The sequence below is a fragment of the Novosphingobium sp. KCTC 2891 genome, from assembly GCF_025938155.1.
In the GTDB taxonomy this organism is placed as follows: Bacteria; Pseudomonadota; Alphaproteobacteria; order Sphingomonadales; family Sphingomonadaceae; genus Novosphingobium.
Map to the genome: position 1 here is coordinate 554,239 of NZ_JAPCZG010000001.1, position 17,785 is coordinate 572,023.

The following is a 17,785-nucleotide window of genomic DNA, read 5'->3' on the forward strand; positions in this document are numbered from 1 at the left end:
ATGTGCGGAATAGCGGGTATCTTTCATACCGAGGGGCTGAAGCCCGTCGATCCGGCGCGCGTGGCCCGGATGTGCGATGCCATCGCGCACCGGGGGCCTGACGGCGAGGGCGTGTGGACCGCGCCCGGCGTCGGGCTGGGCCACCGGCGACTGGCGATCATCGACCTAGCCGGCTCGCCCCAGCCAATGGCGTCGAGCGACGGCATGGCGATGCTGGTGTTCAACGGCGAGATCTACAATTTCCGCGAATTGCGCCGGGAATTGCAGGCCGGCGGCGCGATGTTCCACACCGATGGCGACAGTGAGGTGATCCTTGCCGCGTGGCAGCGCTGGGACGTGGACTGCCTGCCCCGCCTGCACGGGATGTTCGCCTTCGCGCTCTATGACCTGCGGCAAAGGACGCTGCTGCTGGCGCGTGACCGGCTGGGAGTGAAGCCGCTGCACATGGCGACGCTTGCCGATGGCAGCGTGATCTTCGGATCGGAACTGAAGGCGCTTCTGGCCCACCCCATGCTGCGGCGCGAGATCGATCCGCTGGCGGTGGAGGACTATCTCGCCTGGGGATACGTTCCCGATCAGGCGGCGATCCTGAAAGGCACCGAGAAGCTCCCGGCGGGCACCTATCGCCTGCTGAGCCACGACCGGCCGCCACCGCCGCCGGTGCAGTGGTGGGACGTTTCCTTCGCCGAGCGCGAGGCCGGATCGGAGGCGGACCTCGGCGTCCACCTGCTGCACCGCCTGCGCGAAGCAGTCACCTCGCGCATGGCGGCGGACGTGCCTCTGGGCGCGTTCCTGTCGGGCGGGGTGGACAGCTCCTCGGTGGTGGCGCTGATGGCGGAGGCGAGCCGGGAGCCGGTGACGACCTGCTCGATCGGCTTCGACGTGGGCGCGCTGGACGAGACGTCCTATGCCGATGCGGTGGCGCGCCGGTTCGGTACCGATCACCATGCGCGCACGATCGGATCGGACGATTTCACGTTGGTCGACCGGCTGGCGGGGATGTTCGACGAGCCTTTCGCCGATGCGTCCGCGCTGCCCACCTTCCGCGTGTGCGAACTGGCCCGCCGCCACGTGACGGTGGCGCTTTCGGGCGACGGGGCGGATGAGATCTTTGCCGGGTATCGGCGGCAGGCGTTCCAGCACCGCGAGGAGCAGGCGCGGGCGCTGCTGCCGCAAGGGCTGCGGCGCGGCCTGTTCGGGGCGCTGGGCGGGCTATATCCCAAGCTCGACTGGGCGCCCCGGCCGCTGCGTGCCAAGGCAACGTTGCTCAGCCTCGCCCGCGATGGTGAGGAAGGATATGCGCGCGCGCTGGCGGTGACGGGGGAGGAACAGCGGCAGGCGCTTTATTCCCCGGATTTCCTCCGTTTGCGCGGTGACTACCGTGCCGAACAGCCGTTCGTGGACCTGATGCGCCGCGCCCCGGCGCGCAGCGGGCTGGACCGGGCGCAATACGCCGACCTCAAGTTCTACCTGCCAGGCGACATCCTCACCAAGGTTGACCGCACCAGCATGGCGGTGAGCCTGGAGGCGCGCGAGCCGCTGCTCGATCACCGTCTGGTCGAATTCGGCGCGCGGCTGCCGGAACGGCTGCGCGTGCGCGGCATGACCGGCAAATGGCTGATGAAGCAGGCAATGCGGCGCTATCTGCCGGATGACATCCTGTTCCGGCCGAAGATGGGCTTCGTCACCCCCATTGCGGCATGGCTGCGCGGGCCGCTGGCGTCACAGGCGCGCGCGGTTGCCGATGGCGAGGGACTTGCGCGCACCGGATGGTTCGACACGGCCCAGTTGCGCCGGCTGGCGGAGGCGCATATCAGCGGCCGCGCGGACCACAGTCGGCTGCTGTGGCAGCTGGTCATGCTCGACCGGAGCTTTGGAAACCTGCTGTGATCCAGCGATTCTTGGTTGACGGACGGTAACCAAGGTAAGGGGATATAAACCAATTCGGACTAGATCCGATCGTAGGAACCACTTCTTGCGACGGTCCATGCGCCACTTTCTTCGATCCACGATCGGGATTTCCCTGCTGATCAGCCTGACCCTCTGGGCCGCCGGGCTGAGCGATGCGGTGGGGCATATGTATTGGAATGTGGTCGCAAAGTGGACGCGGCGTCCCGCGCCGGAATCGGTCATTCTCGTTTCCGTCGACGACTTCGCCGATCTCCAGACGCGCGACGAAGCCAATCTCCTCACGCAGATTCGCAAGCAGATGCCGCGCAACGTCTTTTTCGATGCGCGTATTCCTGTTGGCATCAACGGGACGGGTGACGCCGAACTGGCCCGTGCTGTCAGTTCCTTCGGCAAGGACATCGCTTTTGTCGTCCGGGCTCAAAAGCCTGATCGCTTCGATGCCAGTATGTTCAAGTTTCCGTCCAAGACGATTGTCGGAAATGCGCCGATCGTTCTGTCGGCATGGAACAGCAATTTTCTCTATACGGTCGAATCTGCGCCCTATTTCATTGAGTTGAATGGGCGAAAATATCCTACGTTCAGCACGGCTCTCGCCGGTCAGTATGCTGGCGCGCAATCGGTCTACTATCCCGATATTTCGGTCGGGTCCGATTCTATCATCAAGATCTCTGGCCGCAGTTTGCTTGAACGTGGCGCGGCGCTTGGCATTCTTACTGGACGGACTGTTGTCGTGACCTCGTCAGGACAGGCTCCGCTGGTCGGCTATTTCGGCACGGAGATGGTGCAGCCGATTGCTGCTGATATCGCTGGCGCTGAAGCCCTCCGCAAACCGATCTCGATGAACCTGACGTTCCTGCCGCTTCTTGCCCTGGTGGTCGGCGCGATTTCCGCCGTGAGCCGGATTGGGCGCCAGCGGGTCAAATTGCCGCTCTATGCGGCCATCGTTGTGGCGACGTGGTGTGTGCCGGCGATTTTGCGCAAGTTCGGCTTCGTTGCCTATCCCGACGTCCCGCTGCTGATGTTGGCGATCTATGGATCCATCCGTCTCTGGCAGAAGCGCACGCGCCGTATTCAGCACACTTCTCTGTCGGGACTCCCCAACCTTGTCGCACTCTCGTCGCAGCCACTGCCGGTCGGGCGCGACGTGATCGTTGCGGTCGTGGCGCGCTACGAGGAAATGCTGGCGACGCTGCCGCGCGACCTGCACGGCGAATGCGCGCGCCAGATCGCGCGAAGACTTTCGGTGGGGTCCGGCGCCAACGATATCTACCACGGTGAGGGCGGGCACTTCGCGTGGACCGAGGAAGCGCGTCCGCTGGAAATGCAACTCAACCATCTCGAAGGGCTGCGCGCGCTCTTTTCCGCGCCGCTACAGATCGGCACGCACACGTTCGACACCAATATCCACTTCGGACTGGATCGGAACGAAGGTCTGGATGCGGTTACCCGCGTCAATTCCGCGCTGGCCAGCGCCAACGAGGCGCTGGGCAATGGCCGCTCGATCGAGCTGTTCGAATCGCATCGCCTTGCCGAAGCGCCCTGGGAACTTTCGCTCCACGCCCGCATTGAAGAAGGCCTACGAAATGGCGAGATCTGGCTGGCCTTCCAACTGCAGTTCGATTTTGCCGAAAACCGCGTGAGCGGTGCCGAGGCGCTCATCCGCTGGAACCATCCGACGCGAGGGCCCATCGCGCCCGATGCCTTCATCCTCCAGGCCGAGCGCGCTGGCCGCATCGATACGCTGACGTACTGGGTGCTGGAAGAAGCGATCACTGCGGCGCTTGCGCTCAACGCCACCGGACCGCGGTTCCAGATGAGCATCAATCTGTCTGCCCAGATGGTCGATAAAGCCGATCTGGTTACAAACTTCGCCGAGATCGTGCGCCGACGCGGTATCGACCCGTCGCTGCTGACAGTCGAGGTGACCGAGACGTCGAGCGTGCGCAATCGTCCGGCAGCGTGCCATAACCTGACCCAGTTGCGTGCCATGGGCTTCCGCCTCTCCATCGACGATTTCGGCACGGGCGAAGCCAGCCTCGCCTATCTCGCCGATCTGCCCAGTGACGAACTCAAGCTCGACCGCCGTTTTGTGTCACGGTTGCTGACCAGCGACCGCGACCGGGCAATCATCACCAACACCATCGCACTCGCGCACGACCTGGGGCAGTCGGTGGTGGCCGAGGGCATCGAGGACGCGGCGACCTTCAGCATGCTGCGTGAACTCGGCTGCGACCATGCGCAGGGCTACTACCTCGGGCGGCCGCAACCCTTTGCTGTATTCGTGCAAGAATACGAAGAGTCGCGGCGACGGGGAATGATGGCTGTTTAGGAGTTGTTAACCATAACGGGCAATGTTAAACGCGAGCCTCCACCGTGGATGGAGGAATTCGCATGCTTTGGTATCTTTTCCGTGGGGGCAGCAACAACGCCTGAGGCGTTGTTGTTCTCCGTTGAACGGACAACAATGAAAGCCCGGAGCATGCTCCGGGCTTTTTTCTTTTTCCTAAGATATCAGGGGTTTGCGTGGCCGATTTTGGCCAAATCGGCGTGCGGCGATCAGATCTCGCCGTGGCCCAGCGCGAGGTATTCCTGGCTCTGCATTTCCATGAGCCGGCTGACCGTGCGGTCGAATGCGAATCGGCCTTCGTCGTCGCCCTTGCCGCGCGAATCGTAAAGGTTAACGGGATCCGCATCTGCCGTTGCGATCAGTTTGACCTTGTGTTCGTAAAGTGCGTCGATCAGCGTAATAAAACGCATGGTCTCGTTGCGAACCTCGGCGCCGAGGCGCGGGATCGCGACGACGATGACCGTGTGATAGTGGCGCGCGATGGCGAGGTAGTCGGCGGCGCCGCGTGCCTCGCTGCACAGTCGCTTGAAGCTGAACACGCCCACGCCCTTCAGGCTCTTGGGCACGTGGATCGTGCGGCCGGTGCCGACGTCGAGTTCGGCGCTGGGGACATGGGCGCTGTCTTCCGGCGGATAATCGGTCAGGCGGAAGAAGGCTTCGCGCACTGCCTCGGTGGAGGCCGGTCCGATCGGCACGTGCCATGTGCCAACGCCGCGCATACGCTCCATCCGGTAATCGGTCGGCCCGTTCAGCGTCACCACGTCCAGCCGTTGTTCGACCAGCGCGATGAATGGCAGGAAGTGCTCGCGGTTCAGCCCATCCTTGTAGAGCTGTGACGGCGCGCGGTTAGATGTGGTGACCACGGTGACGCCGTGCTCGACGATGAGGGCAGTGAACAGCCGGCTCATGATCATGGCATCGGCGCTGTTGTTGACGACCATCTCGTCGAAGCACAGCACGCGCGTTTCGCTGGCGAGGTCTGCCGCGACCGGGAGGATCGGGTCGCCGCTTTCCTTCTTTCGCTCCTCGCGCAGGCGTGCGTGGACGTCGATCATGAACTCGTGGAAGTGTGCGCGTCGCTTGGCGGCGAGATCTAGATTGTCGTGGAACAGGTCCATGAGCATGGACTTGCCGCGCCCGACGTCGCCCCACATGTACACGCCGCGCGGCGGCTCGGGCGCTTTCCGGCCCAGCAACCGGCCGAGCAGGCCACCGGCAGGGGCGGGGCGCTCCAGCTCCTGCTGCAGGCGGTCCAGCCGCTGGGCTGCTGCTGCCTGTTCCGGGTCCGGCTTGAGCTCGCCCGCCGCGACGAGTTCGGCGTAGCGCTGGGCAACGCTGGGCATCAGCGCGAGGGTTTGCGGATCGTGCCGCCGAACGCGGCGATGGTCTGGTCGCCCTGTTCGACAAGGCCGCGCAGGAACACGAGGCGGCCGGTTTCGCGCAGCACTTCGACGACGGCGTCGAGCGGTTCGCCAAGGCGGCCCGCGCCGATGAATTGCGTGGAAAGATCGAGGGTCACCGATCCGGCGGCGTTCCCGTCCAGGATCAGGCGCATTCCGGTAAACAGGGCGATATCGATCAGCGAGAGCGTGGCGCCGCCGTGGACCGCATCGAGCAGGTTGGAATGCTGGCGCTCGGGAAACATCCGCAGCCGGGCGCGTCGGCCGCCACCGGGCGCATCTTCAAGCCGCGCGATCAGCTTGCCGATCGCGCAGGCATTGAAGCGTGTATCGTCGATAAGGTCCCAGGTGAGCCAGCCCGGAAACTCCGTGCTCGGCTCCACCCGAAACCCCGTCGTCATCGTGCGCTCGCTCAGAGCGCCCGCTCCGCCTGCATCTTCTTGATCTCGGCGATCGCGCGCGCTGGCGACAGACCCTTCGGGCAGACGTTGGCGCAGTTCATGATCGTGTGGCAGCGATAGAGGCGGAAGGGATCTTCCAGCTCGTCGAGCCGCTCGCCGGTCATCTCGTCGCGGCTGTCAGCCAGCCAGCGGTACGCCTGGAGCAGGATCGCCGGGCCGAGGAACTTGTCGGAGTTCCACCAGTAGCTCGGGCACGAGGTCGAGCAGCAGGCGCACAGGATGCACTCGTAGAGGCCGTCGAGCTTTTCGCGCTGCTCGGGCGACTGGAGGCGTTCCTTGCCCGAAGGCGTGGGCGAGACCGTCTGCAGCCAGGGCCGGATCGAGGCATACTGCGCGTAGAAGTGGGTGAAATCAGGGACGAGGTCCTTGATCACTTCCATGTGCGGCAGCGGGGTGATGCGGACTTCACCGCTGAGATCCTCGATCGCGGTGGTGCACGCCAGGCCGTTGCGGCCGTTCATGTTCATCGCACACGAACCGCAGATGCCTTCGCGGCAGGAGCGGCGGAAGGTGAGAGTCGGATCCTGCTCGCCCTTCATCTTGATCAGGGCGTCGAGCACCATCGGGCCGCACTGCTCAAGATCGATCTCGAACGTGTCGTAACGGGGGTTCTCGCCGCTGTCCGGATCATAGCGGTAAACTTTGAACTTCCGGATCCGACCATTGGTCGCCGCGGCATGATGGCGCGACTTGCCGGTGATCTTGGAATTTTTCGGAAGCGTGAAGGTCGCCATGAATGTTTCCCCAATGCGCAAATCGAGTCGTCCTTAGCGGATGCGCGGGACGGAGCAAGTGGCCAAGAAGTCTGCAATCGTCGGTAGTGCGGAAATGTGGGCGGAGCCGGGGGTGCGGCCCCGCCCGGGGGAGACAAGATCAGACGGTCGTGTCGCCAGCCGTGGTGTCGGCGCCGCCGGAGCTGCTCATGTCGGCGGAAACTTGATCGAAGGTGACCGAAAGTGCCGTGCCGATCGCGCTCATCGCGCTCACGGCGGCGATCCCGATCAGTGCGGCGATCAGGGCGTATTCGATGGCCGTGGCGCCGGTGGAATCGGTAGCCAAGGCTTTGATACGCTGAAACATTCGATCTCCTCGTTCTCTTTTCCGCGACGAGCGAGATCCCGACTAAGCCGGAAGGGTGAAAAATATATAACCAAGGTTATATTAATGGATGTTCATTGGGTTGATACCTGCCTTCCAACGGGGATGGCGGCGTGGCGCCGACGGCAGGATTTCCGTCATGCGCTTGCTCCCCGCCCGATTCGCGGCATGGTGTTGCGCACAACACGAAAACAAAACGCGAGAGGGGATGTGATGGGAGCGGGGCAATGGTGGGACGCCCATGTCGTGCCAAGGCTGATCCGGTGCGCTTGCGCGGCGCCGGCAATCATGGACTTGCGCGCCGAGGTGGTGCCGGGCGCGCGCGGGGCTGTGTTCGAACTGGGCTGTGGCGGCGGAATCAATCAGCGGTTTTATGATGCGGAGGCGGTCACTTCGTTCGCGGGGCTGGACCCCTCGGGCAAGCTGCTTGACTACGCCCGCGATGAAGCGGTGCGGAAGGGCTGGGCGGCCGACATTCGGGAAGGTGTGGGCGAGGCGATCCCGTTCGCCGACGCGAGCTTCGACACGGCGGTGTGCACTTACACGCTCTGTTCGGTCAGTGATCCGGCGCGTGTCCTCGGCGAATTGCGCCGCGTGCTGAAGCCGGGAGGACGGTTGCTGTTCCTTGAGCACGGGCTTGCACCCGATGCCGGGGTGGAGCGCTGGCAGCACCGTATCGAGCCTTTGTGGAAGCGCCTGATGGGTGGGTGCCACCTTTCGCGGCCGGTGACCGCGAGCATCGCTGCGGCGGGCTTTGCCATCGACGGGCAGCACGGCCGCTATGCGCCCAAGGTGCCGCGCCTGGCGGGCTGGATGGAATGGGGCAGCGCGCGCCGCGCCGATTGAGAGGGAGCCGGTAAAGAAAAACCCCGCCGGTTGCCCGGCGGGGTTTTCTGTTTGTTGGCCTTGAGCGGGCTTATTCGCCGAACGTGCGCTGCCACCAGCCGCGACGGGGGGCAGAGGACGCCACCTGTTCCGCACCAGCTTCGCTTTCGGCGGCGGCCTGTTCGGCCACCGGCGCTGCCGCTGCGGGAGCTTCAGCAACGGGTTCGCTCACCGTTTCCGCCGGAGCGGCTTCGGCAGCGACCGTATCGGCCTTCTTGCGGCGGGTGCGCTTGGGCTTGGCCGGTGCTTCCTCGGCAGCCGGGGCTTCGACAGGCGCTTCCGCCACCGGGGCGGCTTCGGCAGCGACCGTATCGGCCTTCTTGCGGCGGGTGCGCTTGGGCTTGGCCGGCGCTTCTTCCGCAGCCGAGGCTTCGGCAGGCACTTCGGCGGCTGCTTCGGCCACCGGAGCGGCGTCGGCATCGGCCTTCTTGCGGCGGGTACGCTTGGGCTTGGCCGGCGCTTCCTCGGCCACCGGGGCTTCCGCGACCGGGGCGGTCGCTTCGGCTTCGGCGACAGGAGCTTCTTCCGCCGTCACGGCTGCGTCGGCAGGCTGGGCATCGCCTTCCGGCGATTCGTCCTGACCTTCTTCGCCATCGGCAGAGCCTTCGCCGTTCACGCCGCCTTCGCGGCTGCCACGCCGGCGACGACCACGGCGGCGACGGCGACGCGGACCGCGCTCGTCGTCGGCGCGTTCATCGTCCTGGCGGCCGTCTTCACGTTCGCCTTCGCCTTCACCTTCGCTCGCTTCGATGCCGTCGGTCTCGACCTGGCCGGCTTCGAGCTCACCAGCTTCGATGTCACCGGCGTCCTCGCCGGCCTCATCGTCGCCCTGTTCGCCTTCACCCGTTTCGTTGCCGTCCTCGTCGCGGCGATCACGGCCACGGCCACGGCGGCGCTTGCGACGCTTGCGGCGACCGTCACCGCCTTCGGCGTCCTCGCCGCGCGCTTCGCGCTGGCCGCCGTCACGCGGGGCGCGTTCCTCGCGGACTTCTTCCTCTTCTTCCTCTTCCTCGTACTCGTCCTCGATCAGGTCGTCCTCTTCAGGCTCGACGATCGGTTCGAAGCGGGGCACGAAATCGGGCTTCGGCCCGCGCGAGGCGACGCGCATCTTGGCGCCCTCGTTCTCGCCCTCGGGGATCACTTCGACGGTGACACCGTAGCGCTCCTCGATTTCGGCGAGATCGGCGCGCTTGGCGTTGAGTACGTAGATCGCGGCTTCCTGCGAAGCATAGAGCGTGACGACGTTGCCCTTGCCCTTGGCGGCTTCGTCCTCGATCATGCGCAGTGCCGAAAGACCGGCCGACGACGCGGTGCGGACAAGGCCCGATCCATCGCAGTGCGGGCAGGCGCGGGTGGTCGCTTCGAGCACGCCGGTGCGCAGGCGCTGGCGGCTCATTTCCATCAGGCCGAAGCCCGAGATGCGGCCCACCTGGATGCGCGCGCGGTCGTTCTTGAGCGCGTCCTTCATCGCCTTTTCGACCTTACGGATGTTCGATCCGTATTCCATGTCGATGAAGTCGATGACGACGAGCCCGGCCATGTCGCGCAGGCGCAGCTGGCGGGCGATCTCGCGCGCGGCTTCGAGGTTGGTCGAGAGCGCGGTCGCTTCGATGCCGTGCTCCTTGGTGGAGCGGCCCGAGTTGATGTCGATCGAGACGAGCGCCTCGGTCGGGTTGATCACCAGGTAGCCGCCGCTCTTGAGCTGGACGACCGGGTCATACATCGCGGTGAGCTGGTCTTCCGCGCCGTAGCGCTGGAACAGCGGCACCGGATCCGCATATTGGCGCACCCGCTTGCCGTGGCTGGGCATCAGCAGCTTCATGAAGTCCTTGGCGGCACGGTAGCCATGCTCGCCCTCGACGACGACTTCCTCGATCTCGCGGTTGTAGATGTCGCGGATCGCGCGCTTGATCAGGTCGCTGTCCGAATGGATCAGCGCCGGGGCGGCGGAACCCAGCGTACGCTCGCGGATCTCGTCCCACAGGCGGGCGAGATAGTCGAAGTCGCGCTTGATCTCGGGCTTGGTGCGCTGGAGACCGGCGGTGCGGACAATGCACGACATCGAGCGGGGCAGGTCCAGCTCGGTGATGATCGACTTCAGGCGCTTGCGGTCCGATGCCGAGTTGATCTTGCGGCTGATGCCGCCGCCGTGGCTCGAATTGGGCATGAGCACGCAGTAGCGGCCCGCGAGGCTGAGATAGGTGGTGAGCGCGGCCCCCTTGTTGCCGCGTTCTTCCTTCACGACCTGCACCAGCAGCACCTGGCGGCGCTGGATGACGTCCTGGATCTTGTAGCGGCGGCGCAGCGCCATGCGCTTGGCGCGCAGTTCGTCGGCTTCCTTGCCCTGCGCGCGGCCACCCTGGCGGCGGCCACGGCGCGGACGGCGCTGATTGCCTTCGCCTTCACCGTTGGCGGCTTCGCTGCCTTCTTCGGCTTCTTCGCTTTCGTGGTCGAAGCCGTTTTCGACGATGCCGCCTTCGATCGTGGAGACCTGGTCCTTTTCGGACGTATCGACCTCGGTCACGCCATCGGCGTCATAGCCTTCACCGTCGAAGTCGCCGTTTTCGTATTCACCGCCATCGAAGTCATCGTCCTCGGCATCTTCAGCAGCGCGCAGCGCGGCCTCTTCCTCGGCATGAGCGGCTTCTTCCGCAAGGAGCGCCTCACGGTCTTCCTTGGGGATCTGGTAGTAATCGGGGTGAATTTCGCTGAAGGCGAGGAAGCCGTGGCGATTACCGCCGAAGTCGACGAAAGCGGCCTGAAGCGACGGCTCTACGCGGGTGACCTTGGCGAGGTAGATGTTGCCCTTGATCTGCTTGTGATCAGCAGATTCAAAGTCGAATTCTTCAATACGGTTGCCCTTGAGCACCGCCACCCGGGTTTCTTCCTGGTGGCGCGCATCGATCAGCATACGCGTGGTCATTGTGGATTCTCCAGCCGCGCGGCCGCGGGACGTATCCCGGGAACTGGGCGCGGATTATTGCTGTGGCGCGAAACGCAGAAACGCCGGCCTTGGGCCGGCGGCTTCGGTTCGCGAATGCGGGTGTGCCGGTGGCAAGCGCGGGCTTGATGCCCATGCGCGCGCCGTCCGACGGCGGTAGGTTCGTGTCTGCGGCGAGGACGATCGGCAGGAAAGCGCGCGTGCCGCGATGCGACCAACCGGCAAGGACCCGCTTGGGGCACCTTTGCTGGACGGAAACGCGGCTCATCATCACGGCATCAACCTCTGGCGCGGGTGAGCGAGCAGACGTGCTTCTTCTTTCCCGCGTTCTTTTACGCAAAGCACTTGCCAGCGGCCCTCTTGTTCCTTGCGATACGCTGCGTTTTTCACGCATCCTGCGGTATCGCCAAGGCTGGCGCCGATGCTGGCATGCTCCGGTAAAGTGGGTGCTAGCACCGCAATTGCAAAGCGGCAATTAAAACAATGACGGATGTGCTGCGATCGGTTGACGCTCGATGGACGGACACGGTGGCGGCTGCAACTCGCTCCGCTCCGAACGAATTGGCGGTGGACCGGGGTGTGGCGGACGTTGCATAGCCCCGACAGGATGAATGGACGGGAAACCATCGGGCGGGCGATACTGGCGGCGGGGTTTGCTGTCCCGCTGGCCGTGCTGGCGGGCTGGGGCTGGTGGACCCTGCACCGGGCTGCCGACAATCCCGCTTATGTGCGCCGTGTGGCGCTGCCGTCTGCCGAAGCCCGGATCGACTTGCCACGCATCGAAGGTCCCGCCGACGCGAGCCGGCCGCTGGTGGTGATCGACGCAGGGCACGGCGGGCACGATCCCGGCGCAAGCGGTGCGGGCGGCCAGCGCGAGAAGGACGTGACGCTGGCGCTGGCGCGCGCGGTGCGCGACGCGCTGCTGCGCCAGGGCAGGGTGCGCGTGGCAATGACCCGCGATGCCGACCGCTTCCTGGTGCTGGAGGAACGTGCCGACGTGGCGCGGCGGCTGGGTGCAGACCTGTTCGTGTCGATCCACGCCGATGCGGCCGACAATCCCGATGCAAGCGGCGCGACGGTCTATACGCTGTCCGAGCGTGGTTCAGACGCGGTGGCGGACGCCGTGGCCCAGCGCGAGAACCGCGCCGACATGGCCGGCGGCGTGCAACTGGGCGGCGCCTCGAACACGGTGTCCTCGATCCTCGTCGACCTGTCGCAGCGCGAGATGCGTGCGCGCAGCGTCGCCTTCGGCGGCCTGGTGCGACGCGAGGGCGAGGGGCGGCTGACGTTCCATGCCAACCCGCAGCGCGAGGCCGCGTTCGTGGTGCTGAAGTCGCTCGATCTGCCCTCGGCGCTGGTGGAGGCGGGGTACATCAGCAATGCCGGGGATGCGGCGGCGATGGCAGACCCGGCATGGCGCGGGCGCTTCGCAGGGGTGCTCGCGAGCGCGATCGGCATCACGCTGGCGCGTCAGGAGGCGGGCGCTGCGCCAACGGCGGCGGCGCGGGACGCCGCAGAGGTGGCAGCGGCCCTTGTGCCCTGATCGCGCCGATCGCATGGGCCCACTGGCCTAGCGGCGAGACACCGTGCTAGAGGGCCAGGCGATGGCCGAAGAAACGTCCCCGCCGCAAGGTAGCCCGTCCCGCATCAGCTACCGCATCCGCCGCAATGCCTCGGGGCTGGCCGAACGCTTCGGCGCGCTGTGGCGCGGCAATGTGTGGGTGCGTCGGGCCGGCTATGTCGCGGGGGCACTGGTGCTGCTCTATGCCGTGGTCTGGCTGACGCTGGGCCGGGGGCTGCCTTCGGCCGACAAGCTGCTGACCTACCAGCCACCGCTTCCCACGATGGTGCGCGGCAACGACGGCGAGATCGTGTCGAGCTATGCCCGCGAGCGACGCGTGCAACTGCGCTTCGTCGATTTTCCCGAGCCGATGATCAACGCGTTCCTCTCGGCCGAGGACAAGACGTTCTGGAGCCATGGCGGCATCGACTATCTCGGTTTTGCCGGGGCGGTGGTGGATTATGCCACCAAGTATGGTTCGGGCCAGCGCGCGCGCGGCGGTTCCACCATCACGCAGCAGGTGGCGAAGAACATCCTGGTGGGTGACGAATATTCGATCACGCGCAAGCTCAAGGAAATGATCCTCGCGCGCCGCATCGAAGGCGTGCTGACCAAGCAGCAGATCCTGGAGCTCTATCTCAACGAGATCCCGCTCGGCCGGCAGAGCTTCGGCGTACAGGCGGCATCGCGTGCCTATTTCGACAAGGACGTGGGCGACCTGAAGCTGCACGAGGCGGCGTTCCTGGCGATCCTGCCGAAGGCGCCCGAGCGCTATGGCCGTGCCAAGTACCACGACCAGGCGATCACCCGGCGCAACTGGGTGCTCGACCAGATGGTCAAGAACGGCTGGGCGACGGCGGCGCAGGCGGCCGAGGCCAAGGCGCAGCCGCTGGGCCTGGTGCAGCGCCGGGCCGAGAACTACACCGCCGACGCGGGCTATTTCCTGGAGGAAGTGCGCCGCCAGCTGATCGACAAGTTCGGCGAGAAGGCCGAGGACGGGCCAAACAGCGTCTATGCCGGCGGTCTGTGGGTGCGCACCTCGCTCGACACCGAATTGCAGAAGGCGGCGCAGGATTCGCTGCGCGCCGGGCTGCTCCGCTATTCCGCCGGGCGCGCATGGCACGGGCCGATCGCGACGATCGATCCGGGCGACAGGTGGCAGACCGAGCTGATCACCAGCAACATCTCGATCAGTTACCAGGACTGGCGCGTGGGCGTGGTGCTGCGGCGCAGTGGTTCGTCGGGCACGATCGGCTTTGCCGACGGTTCGACCGCGCCGCTCTACGGCCTGCCCGATGCGATGAAGGCGGGTGACGTGATCGCCGCCGCCCCCAATGGCAGCGGCTGGGCAGTGCGCACGGTGCCCGAAGTTTCGGGCGGCATGGTGGTGGAAGACCCGCAGAACGGCCGCGTGCTGGCGATGCAGGGCGGCTTCGACGCGCGGCTGGGATCGTTCAACCGCGCCACGCAGGCCAACCGGCAGCCTGGCTCGACGATCAAGCCGTTCGTCTATGCGACCGCGCTCGACAACGGGATGACTCCCGCCTCCATGGTGCTCGACGGGACGTTCTGCGTCTATCAGGGCGCGGCGCTGGGGCAGAAGTGCTTCCGCAACTTCGACATGCGCGGCGCAGGCGGTGTCCACACGATGCGCTGGGGGCTGGAGCAGTCGCGCAACCTGATGACCATTCGCGTCGCCAACGACACCGGCATGGACAAGGTCGTTCGCACGATCAAGGCGGTGGGCATCGGCGATTACCAGCCGTTCCTGTCGATGGCGCTGGGCGCTGGCGACACCACGGTGGCGCGCATGGTCAACGGCTATGCTGCGCTGGCCAACCATGGCCGCCAGCACGAACAGACGCTGGTCGACTATGTGCAGGACCGCAACGGCAAGGTGGTGTGGAAGGCGGACAACCGCGAGTGCACCGGCTGCAGCATGGCCCGGTGGGACGGGCGGCCGATGCCGCGCCTGAAGCCGCTGGGCAAGCAGGTGATGGACCCCCGCACCGCGTACCAGGTGGTGCATATGCTCGAAGGCGTGGTCGTGCGCGGCACTGCCGAAGTTCTGGCCGACCTCAAGCTGCCGCTGTTCGGCAAGACCGGCACGACCAGCGGCCCGACTAACGTGTGGTTCGTGGGCGGATCGCCCGACATCATCGCGGGCGTCTACATGGGATACGATGCGCCGCGCAGCCTTGGCGGCTATGCCCAGGGCGGGCGCATGGCGGCGCCGATCTTCAAGCAACTGGTGTTGCAGACGCGCAAGCGCTGGTCGGACACGCCGTTCACGGTGCCCGAAGGCATCCGCATGGTGAAGATCGACCGCGTTTCCGGCAAGCGCGTGTTCGCCGGCGTGCCGCAGGACGACGAGCGCAAGGCCAGCGTGATCTGGGAAGCGTTCAAGCCCGATACCGAACCGCGCCGCACCGTGCGTGCCGAGGAAATGACCGCCAAGGAAGCCGTGCTGGATGCCCTGCGCAAGGCACGTTCGGCCCGCGGCGCACCGGTCGCGGTCGATGAAGGCAGCGGCGAGGAAGGCGACTTCGTGGAAGAGCAGGGCGGGATCTACTGAGGTCGCGGACTTGGCGAAGTTGCCCATTTGGGCTTTCGCAAAAGCGTTGACCGTGTGGTAAGTGGCGCAGCATGAACCGTTCGATGCTGGCCGTTGTCTCGGCGCTCGCCCTGATCGTCCCCTCCGCCGCCCGCGCCCAGCTGGCGCAGGGCGCCAGGGCGCCCGACTTTACCGCGCAAGGTGCGCTCGCGGGCAAGCCTTTCGGCTTTCACCTGAAGCAGGCGCTGAAGCGCGGGCCGGTGGTGCTCTATTTCTATCCCAAGGCGTTCACGCAGGGCTGCACGCTGGAGGCTCACGCCTTCGCCGAGGCAAGCGGCGATTTCCGCAAGGCGGGCGCGACGGTGGTGGGGATGTCGAACGACGACGTCGCCACGCTCACCAAGTTTTCGACCGAGGCGTGCCGTGACAAGTTCGCGGTGGCCGCCGCCACGCCGCAGGTCATTTCGGCTTATGACGTGGACCTGAAGCGCGACGGCGTCTCGACCGGGCTGACGATGCGCACGAGCTATGTCATCGGGCGCGACGGGCGCGTGGTGCTGGTCCATTCCGACATGGATTACCGTGACCACGTGAAGCTGACGCTGGCCGCCGTGCAGAAGCTGCGCGCGCGGCGTTAGGCGCCGCTTCCCGTTCGACCGGACTTTACTTGACGCGCCGCTTCGCTAAGCGGCGTGCTTCCTGTTTTTGGAGATTGTGACCATGCGTGCCGAAGGGCAGGCCCATATCGACCGCATCGAGGCAGCACTGGCGCTTGTGCGCAAGTTCCTCGACTGGGACCGCGCCGTGCGCCGGCTGGACGAGCTGAACGCGCGCGTCGAGGATCCCAAGCTGTGGGACGATCCGAAGAAGGCCGAGGAAGTCATGCGCGAACGGCGCCGGCTCGAGGCGTCGATCGGCACCGTGAACGAGATCGGCCAGGAAATGGCCGACGCGATCGAGTTCGTCGAACTGGGCGAGATGGAAGGCGATGACGCCACCATCAACGAAGGCCTCGCGACGCTCGCCGCGCTGGCCGCCCGTGCCGACAACGACAAGGTGCAGGCACTGCTGGCCGGCGAAGCCGACGCCAACAACGCTTTCCTTGAAGTCCATGCCGGCGCCGGTGGTACCGAGAGCCAGGACTGGGCGGAAATGCTCCAGCGGATGTACACGCGCTGGGCCGAACGGCATGGCTACAAGGTCGAGCTGCTGGACTATCACGCCGGCGAAGCTGCCGGGATCAAGAGCGCCACGCTGCTGATCAAGGGCGAGAACGCCTATGGCTATGCCAAGACCGAGACCGGCGTCCACCGGCTCGTCCGCATCAGCCCCTATGACAGCTCTGCGCGGCGCCACACCTCGTTCAGCTCGGTCTGGGTCTATCCGGAAATCGACGACAACATCGAGGTCGAGATCAATCCGTCCGATCTCAAGATCGACACCTACCGCGCTTCCGGCGCGGGCGGACAGCACGTGAACACCACCGACTCGGCAGTGCGCATCACCCACGTGCCGACCGGTATCGTGGTCGCCAGCCAGAGCGATCGTTCGCAGCACAAGAACCGCGCGACAGCGATGGGGATGCTGAAGGCGCGCATCTACGAGGCGGAGCTGGCCAAGCGCGAAGCGGCGGCGAGCGGCGAATATGCGGCCAAGACCGAGATCGGCTGGGGCCACCAGATCCGTTCCTATGTGCTTCAGCCGTACCAGCAGGTGAAGGACCTGCGCACCGGGGTGGTTTCCACCAATCCGACCGAAGTGCTCGACGGCGCGCTCGATCCGTTCATGGCGGCTGCGCTGTCGCAGCGGGTCACGGGCGAGAAGGTGACTGTGGAGGACGATGACTGAGGCGGTGCGTCGGCGGGCGCGCGGGGCGAGATGGCTTGCCCCGGCGCTTTGTCTTGCGCTGGTGGCAAGCGGGCTAGGGGGCTGCGGACCAGCCCGGCAGCCCGATGACACCTCGACGGCCGATGCGGGCTTTCCCCGTGCCGACCGCCCGGTGTCGCCGGCCGGGGCGACCCAGTTTTCCACAGAGGCCCAGCGCGACAACCAGGACGAAGCGCAGGAGGTGATGGACCTTGCCGGGGTGCGCCCGGGCATGACGGTTGCCGATGTGGGCGCGGGCGAGGGCTACTACACGGTGCGGCTGGCCGCGCGCGTGGGCCGCAAGGGGCGTGTGCTGGCGCAGGACATCGACGACGGCGCGCTGCACCGGCTGGGTGCGCGGGTTGAGCGCGAGCGGATGACCAATGTCTCGGTCCAGCGCGGCGCGCCGGGCGACCCGCGATTGCCGGCGCGAAGCTTCGACCGTGTGCTGATGGTGCATATGTATCACGAGGTAAGCGAGCCTTACGCATTCCTCTGGCATCTCTGGCCGGCGCTGCGCAAAGGGGGGCAAGTGGCGGTGGTCGATCGCGACCTTCCGACCGACCGGCATGGCATTCCACCGACTTTGCTTTTTTGTGAATTCGAGGCTGCGGGCTTTCGCTTGATCGCGTTTCACCGTAAGCCCGAAATCTCGGGTTACCACGCCCAGTTCGAGGCCGCGGGGAACCGGCCAGAGCCGGGAGAGATGAGATCATGCCGGATCGAATCCGGCAAGGTCGCGCGCACGAAAGGGCGCTGAA

13 protein-coding genes are annotated in these 17,785 nt (G+C 65.8%); 8 read left to right on the forward strand and 5 right to left on the reverse strand.

Annotation, left to right across the window (positions count from 1 at the left end):
- Positions 1–1,890 carry an XrtA/PEP-CTERM system amidotransferase gene (locus OLX02_RS02610; RefSeq protein WP_264419970.1) on the forward strand — a complete coding sequence of 630 codons (1,890 nt, stop codon included), beginning with the start codon at positions 1–3 and terminating at the stop codon, positions 1,888–1,890.
- Between the two features lie 97 nt (positions 1,891–1,987).
- Positions 1,988–4,240: a GGDEF domain-containing phosphodiesterase gene (locus OLX02_RS02615; protein ID WP_264419971.1), complete on the forward strand. Its 2,253-nt coding sequence runs from the start codon at positions 1,988–1,990 to the stop codon at positions 4,238–4,240.
- Between the two features lie 227 nt (positions 4,241–4,467).
- Here the strand turns inward: OLX02_RS02615 and zapE are convergent, their stop codons facing one another.
- The 4 genes from zapE to OLX02_RS02635 form a co-directional block, all read right to left on the reverse strand.
- Positions 4,468–5,601 carry a cell division protein ZapE gene (zapE, locus tag OLX02_RS02620; RefSeq protein WP_264419972.1) on the reverse strand — a complete coding sequence of 378 codons (1,134 nt, stop codon included), beginning with the start codon at positions 5,599–5,601 and terminating at the stop codon, positions 4,468–4,470.
- Positions 5,601–6,059: a PaaI family thioesterase gene (locus tag OLX02_RS02625; RefSeq protein ID WP_264419974.1), complete on the reverse strand. Its 459-nt coding sequence runs from the start codon at positions 6,057–6,059 to the stop codon at positions 5,601–5,603. The genes zapE and OLX02_RS02625 overlap by 1 nt, the downstream gene beginning before the upstream one ends.
- 11 nt (positions 6,060–6,070) lie before the next feature.
- A complete protein-coding gene (locus OLX02_RS02630) occupies positions 6,071–6,853 on the reverse strand; it encodes a succinate dehydrogenase iron-sulfur subunit (protein ID WP_319641225.1) in 783 nt (260 codons plus the stop codon).
- Between the two features lie 139 nt (positions 6,854–6,992).
- The gene (locus OLX02_RS02635; protein WP_264419976.1) at positions 6,993–7,199 is read right to left on the reverse strand and encodes a Flp family type IVb pilin; all 207 of its coding nucleotides are present in this window, start codon (positions 7,197–7,199) and stop codon (positions 6,993–6,995) included.
- Between the two features lie 306 nt (positions 7,200–7,505).
- On the opposite strand from OLX02_RS02635, the gene OLX02_RS02640 reads away from it, so the two are divergent.
- Positions 7,506–8,063 (forward strand): class I SAM-dependent methyltransferase, encoded by a 558-nt coding sequence (locus OLX02_RS02640; RefSeq protein ID WP_319641226.1) that lies wholly within the window; start codon positions 7,506–7,508, stop codon positions 8,061–8,063.
- Between the two features lie 70 nt (positions 8,064–8,133).
- On the opposite strand, the gene OLX02_RS02645 is transcribed toward OLX02_RS02640, so the two are convergent.
- Positions 8,134–11,025 (reverse strand): Rne/Rng family ribonuclease, encoded by a 2,892-nt coding sequence (locus tag OLX02_RS02645; protein WP_264419980.1) that lies wholly within the window; start codon positions 11,023–11,025, stop codon positions 8,134–8,136.
- A 625-nt stretch (positions 11,026–11,650) separates the two neighbouring features.
- Between OLX02_RS02645 and OLX02_RS02650 the strand changes: the two genes are divergently transcribed.
- The 5 genes from OLX02_RS02650 to OLX02_RS02670 all read left to right on the forward strand — a co-directional run bounded on the left by OLX02_RS02650 (position 11,651) and on the right by OLX02_RS02670 (position 17,784).
- On the forward strand, positions 11,651–12,586 hold the full coding sequence (locus OLX02_RS02650; protein WP_264419982.1) for an N-acetylmuramoyl-L-alanine amidase family protein: 936 nt from the start codon (positions 11,651–11,653) through the stop codon (positions 12,584–12,586).
- 61 nt (positions 12,587–12,647) lie between these two features.
- On the forward strand, positions 12,648–15,179 hold the full coding sequence (locus OLX02_RS02655; RefSeq protein ID WP_264419984.1) for a penicillin-binding protein 1A: 2,532 nt from the start codon (positions 12,648–12,650) through the stop codon (positions 15,177–15,179).
- Between the two features lie 71 nt (positions 15,180–15,250).
- Positions 15,251–15,796: a peroxiredoxin gene (locus tag OLX02_RS02660; RefSeq protein WP_264419986.1), complete on the forward strand. Its 546-nt coding sequence runs from the start codon at positions 15,251–15,253 to the stop codon at positions 15,794–15,796.
- A gap of 82 nt (positions 15,797–15,878) precedes the next feature.
- Positions 15,879–17,006, forward strand: a complete 1,128-nt coding sequence (gene prfB / locus OLX02_RS02665; protein WP_264419987.1) for a peptide chain release factor 2 — start codon at positions 15,879–15,881, stop codon at positions 17,004–17,006.
- A complete protein-coding gene (locus OLX02_RS02670; RefSeq protein ID WP_264419989.1) occupies positions 16,999–17,784 on the forward strand; it encodes a class I SAM-dependent methyltransferase in 786 nt (261 codons plus the stop codon). Before prfB ends, OLX02_RS02670 begins: the two co-directional genes overlap by 8 nt.
- The last annotated feature ends 1 nt before the right edge of the window (position 17,785 follow it).

Bases quoted from the DNA above. Each gene is read 5' to 3' on its own strand.
- OLX02_RS02610 (WP_264419970.1), top strand. From the start codon at position 1: ATGTGCGGAATAGCGGGTATCTTTCATACCGAGGGGCTGAAGCCCGTC.
- OLX02_RS02615 (WP_264419971.1), top strand. From the start codon at position 1,988: ATGCGCCACTTTCTTCGATCCACGATCGGGATTTCCCTGCTGATCAGC.
- zapE (WP_264419972.1), bottom strand. From the start codon at position 5,601: ATGCCCAGCGTTGCCCAGCGCTACGCCGAACTCGTCGCGGCGGGCGAG.
- OLX02_RS02625 (WP_264419974.1), bottom strand. From the start codon at position 6,059: ATGACGACGGGGTTTCGGGTGGAGCCGAGCACGGAGTTTCCGGGCTGG.
- OLX02_RS02630 (WP_319641225.1), bottom strand. From the start codon at position 6,853: ATGGCGACCTTCACGCTTCCGAAAAATTCCAAGATCACCGGCAAGTCG.
- OLX02_RS02635 (WP_264419976.1), bottom strand. From the start codon at position 7,199: ATGTTTCAGCGTATCAAAGCCTTGGCTACCGATTCCACCGGCGCCACG.
- OLX02_RS02640 (WP_319641226.1), top strand. From the start codon at position 7,506: ATGGACTTGCGCGCCGAGGTGGTGCCGGGCGCGCGCGGGGCTGTGTTC.
- OLX02_RS02645 (WP_264419980.1), bottom strand. From the start codon at position 11,025: ATGACCACGCGTATGCTGATCGATGCGCGCCACCAGGAAGAAACCCGG.
- OLX02_RS02650 (WP_264419982.1), top strand. From the start codon at position 11,651: ATGAATGGACGGGAAACCATCGGGCGGGCGATACTGGCGGCGGGGTTT.
- OLX02_RS02655 (WP_264419984.1), top strand. From the start codon at position 12,648: ATGGCCGAAGAAACGTCCCCGCCGCAAGGTAGCCCGTCCCGCATCAGC.
- OLX02_RS02660 (WP_264419986.1), top strand. From the start codon at position 15,251: ATGAACCGTTCGATGCTGGCCGTTGTCTCGGCGCTCGCCCTGATCGTC.
- prfB (WP_264419987.1), top strand. From the start codon at position 15,879: ATGCGTGCCGAAGGGCAGGCCCATATCGACCGCATCGAGGCAGCACTG.
- OLX02_RS02670 (WP_264419989.1), top strand. From the start codon at position 16,999: ATGACTGAGGCGGTGCGTCGGCGGGCGCGCGGGGCGAGATGGCTTGCC.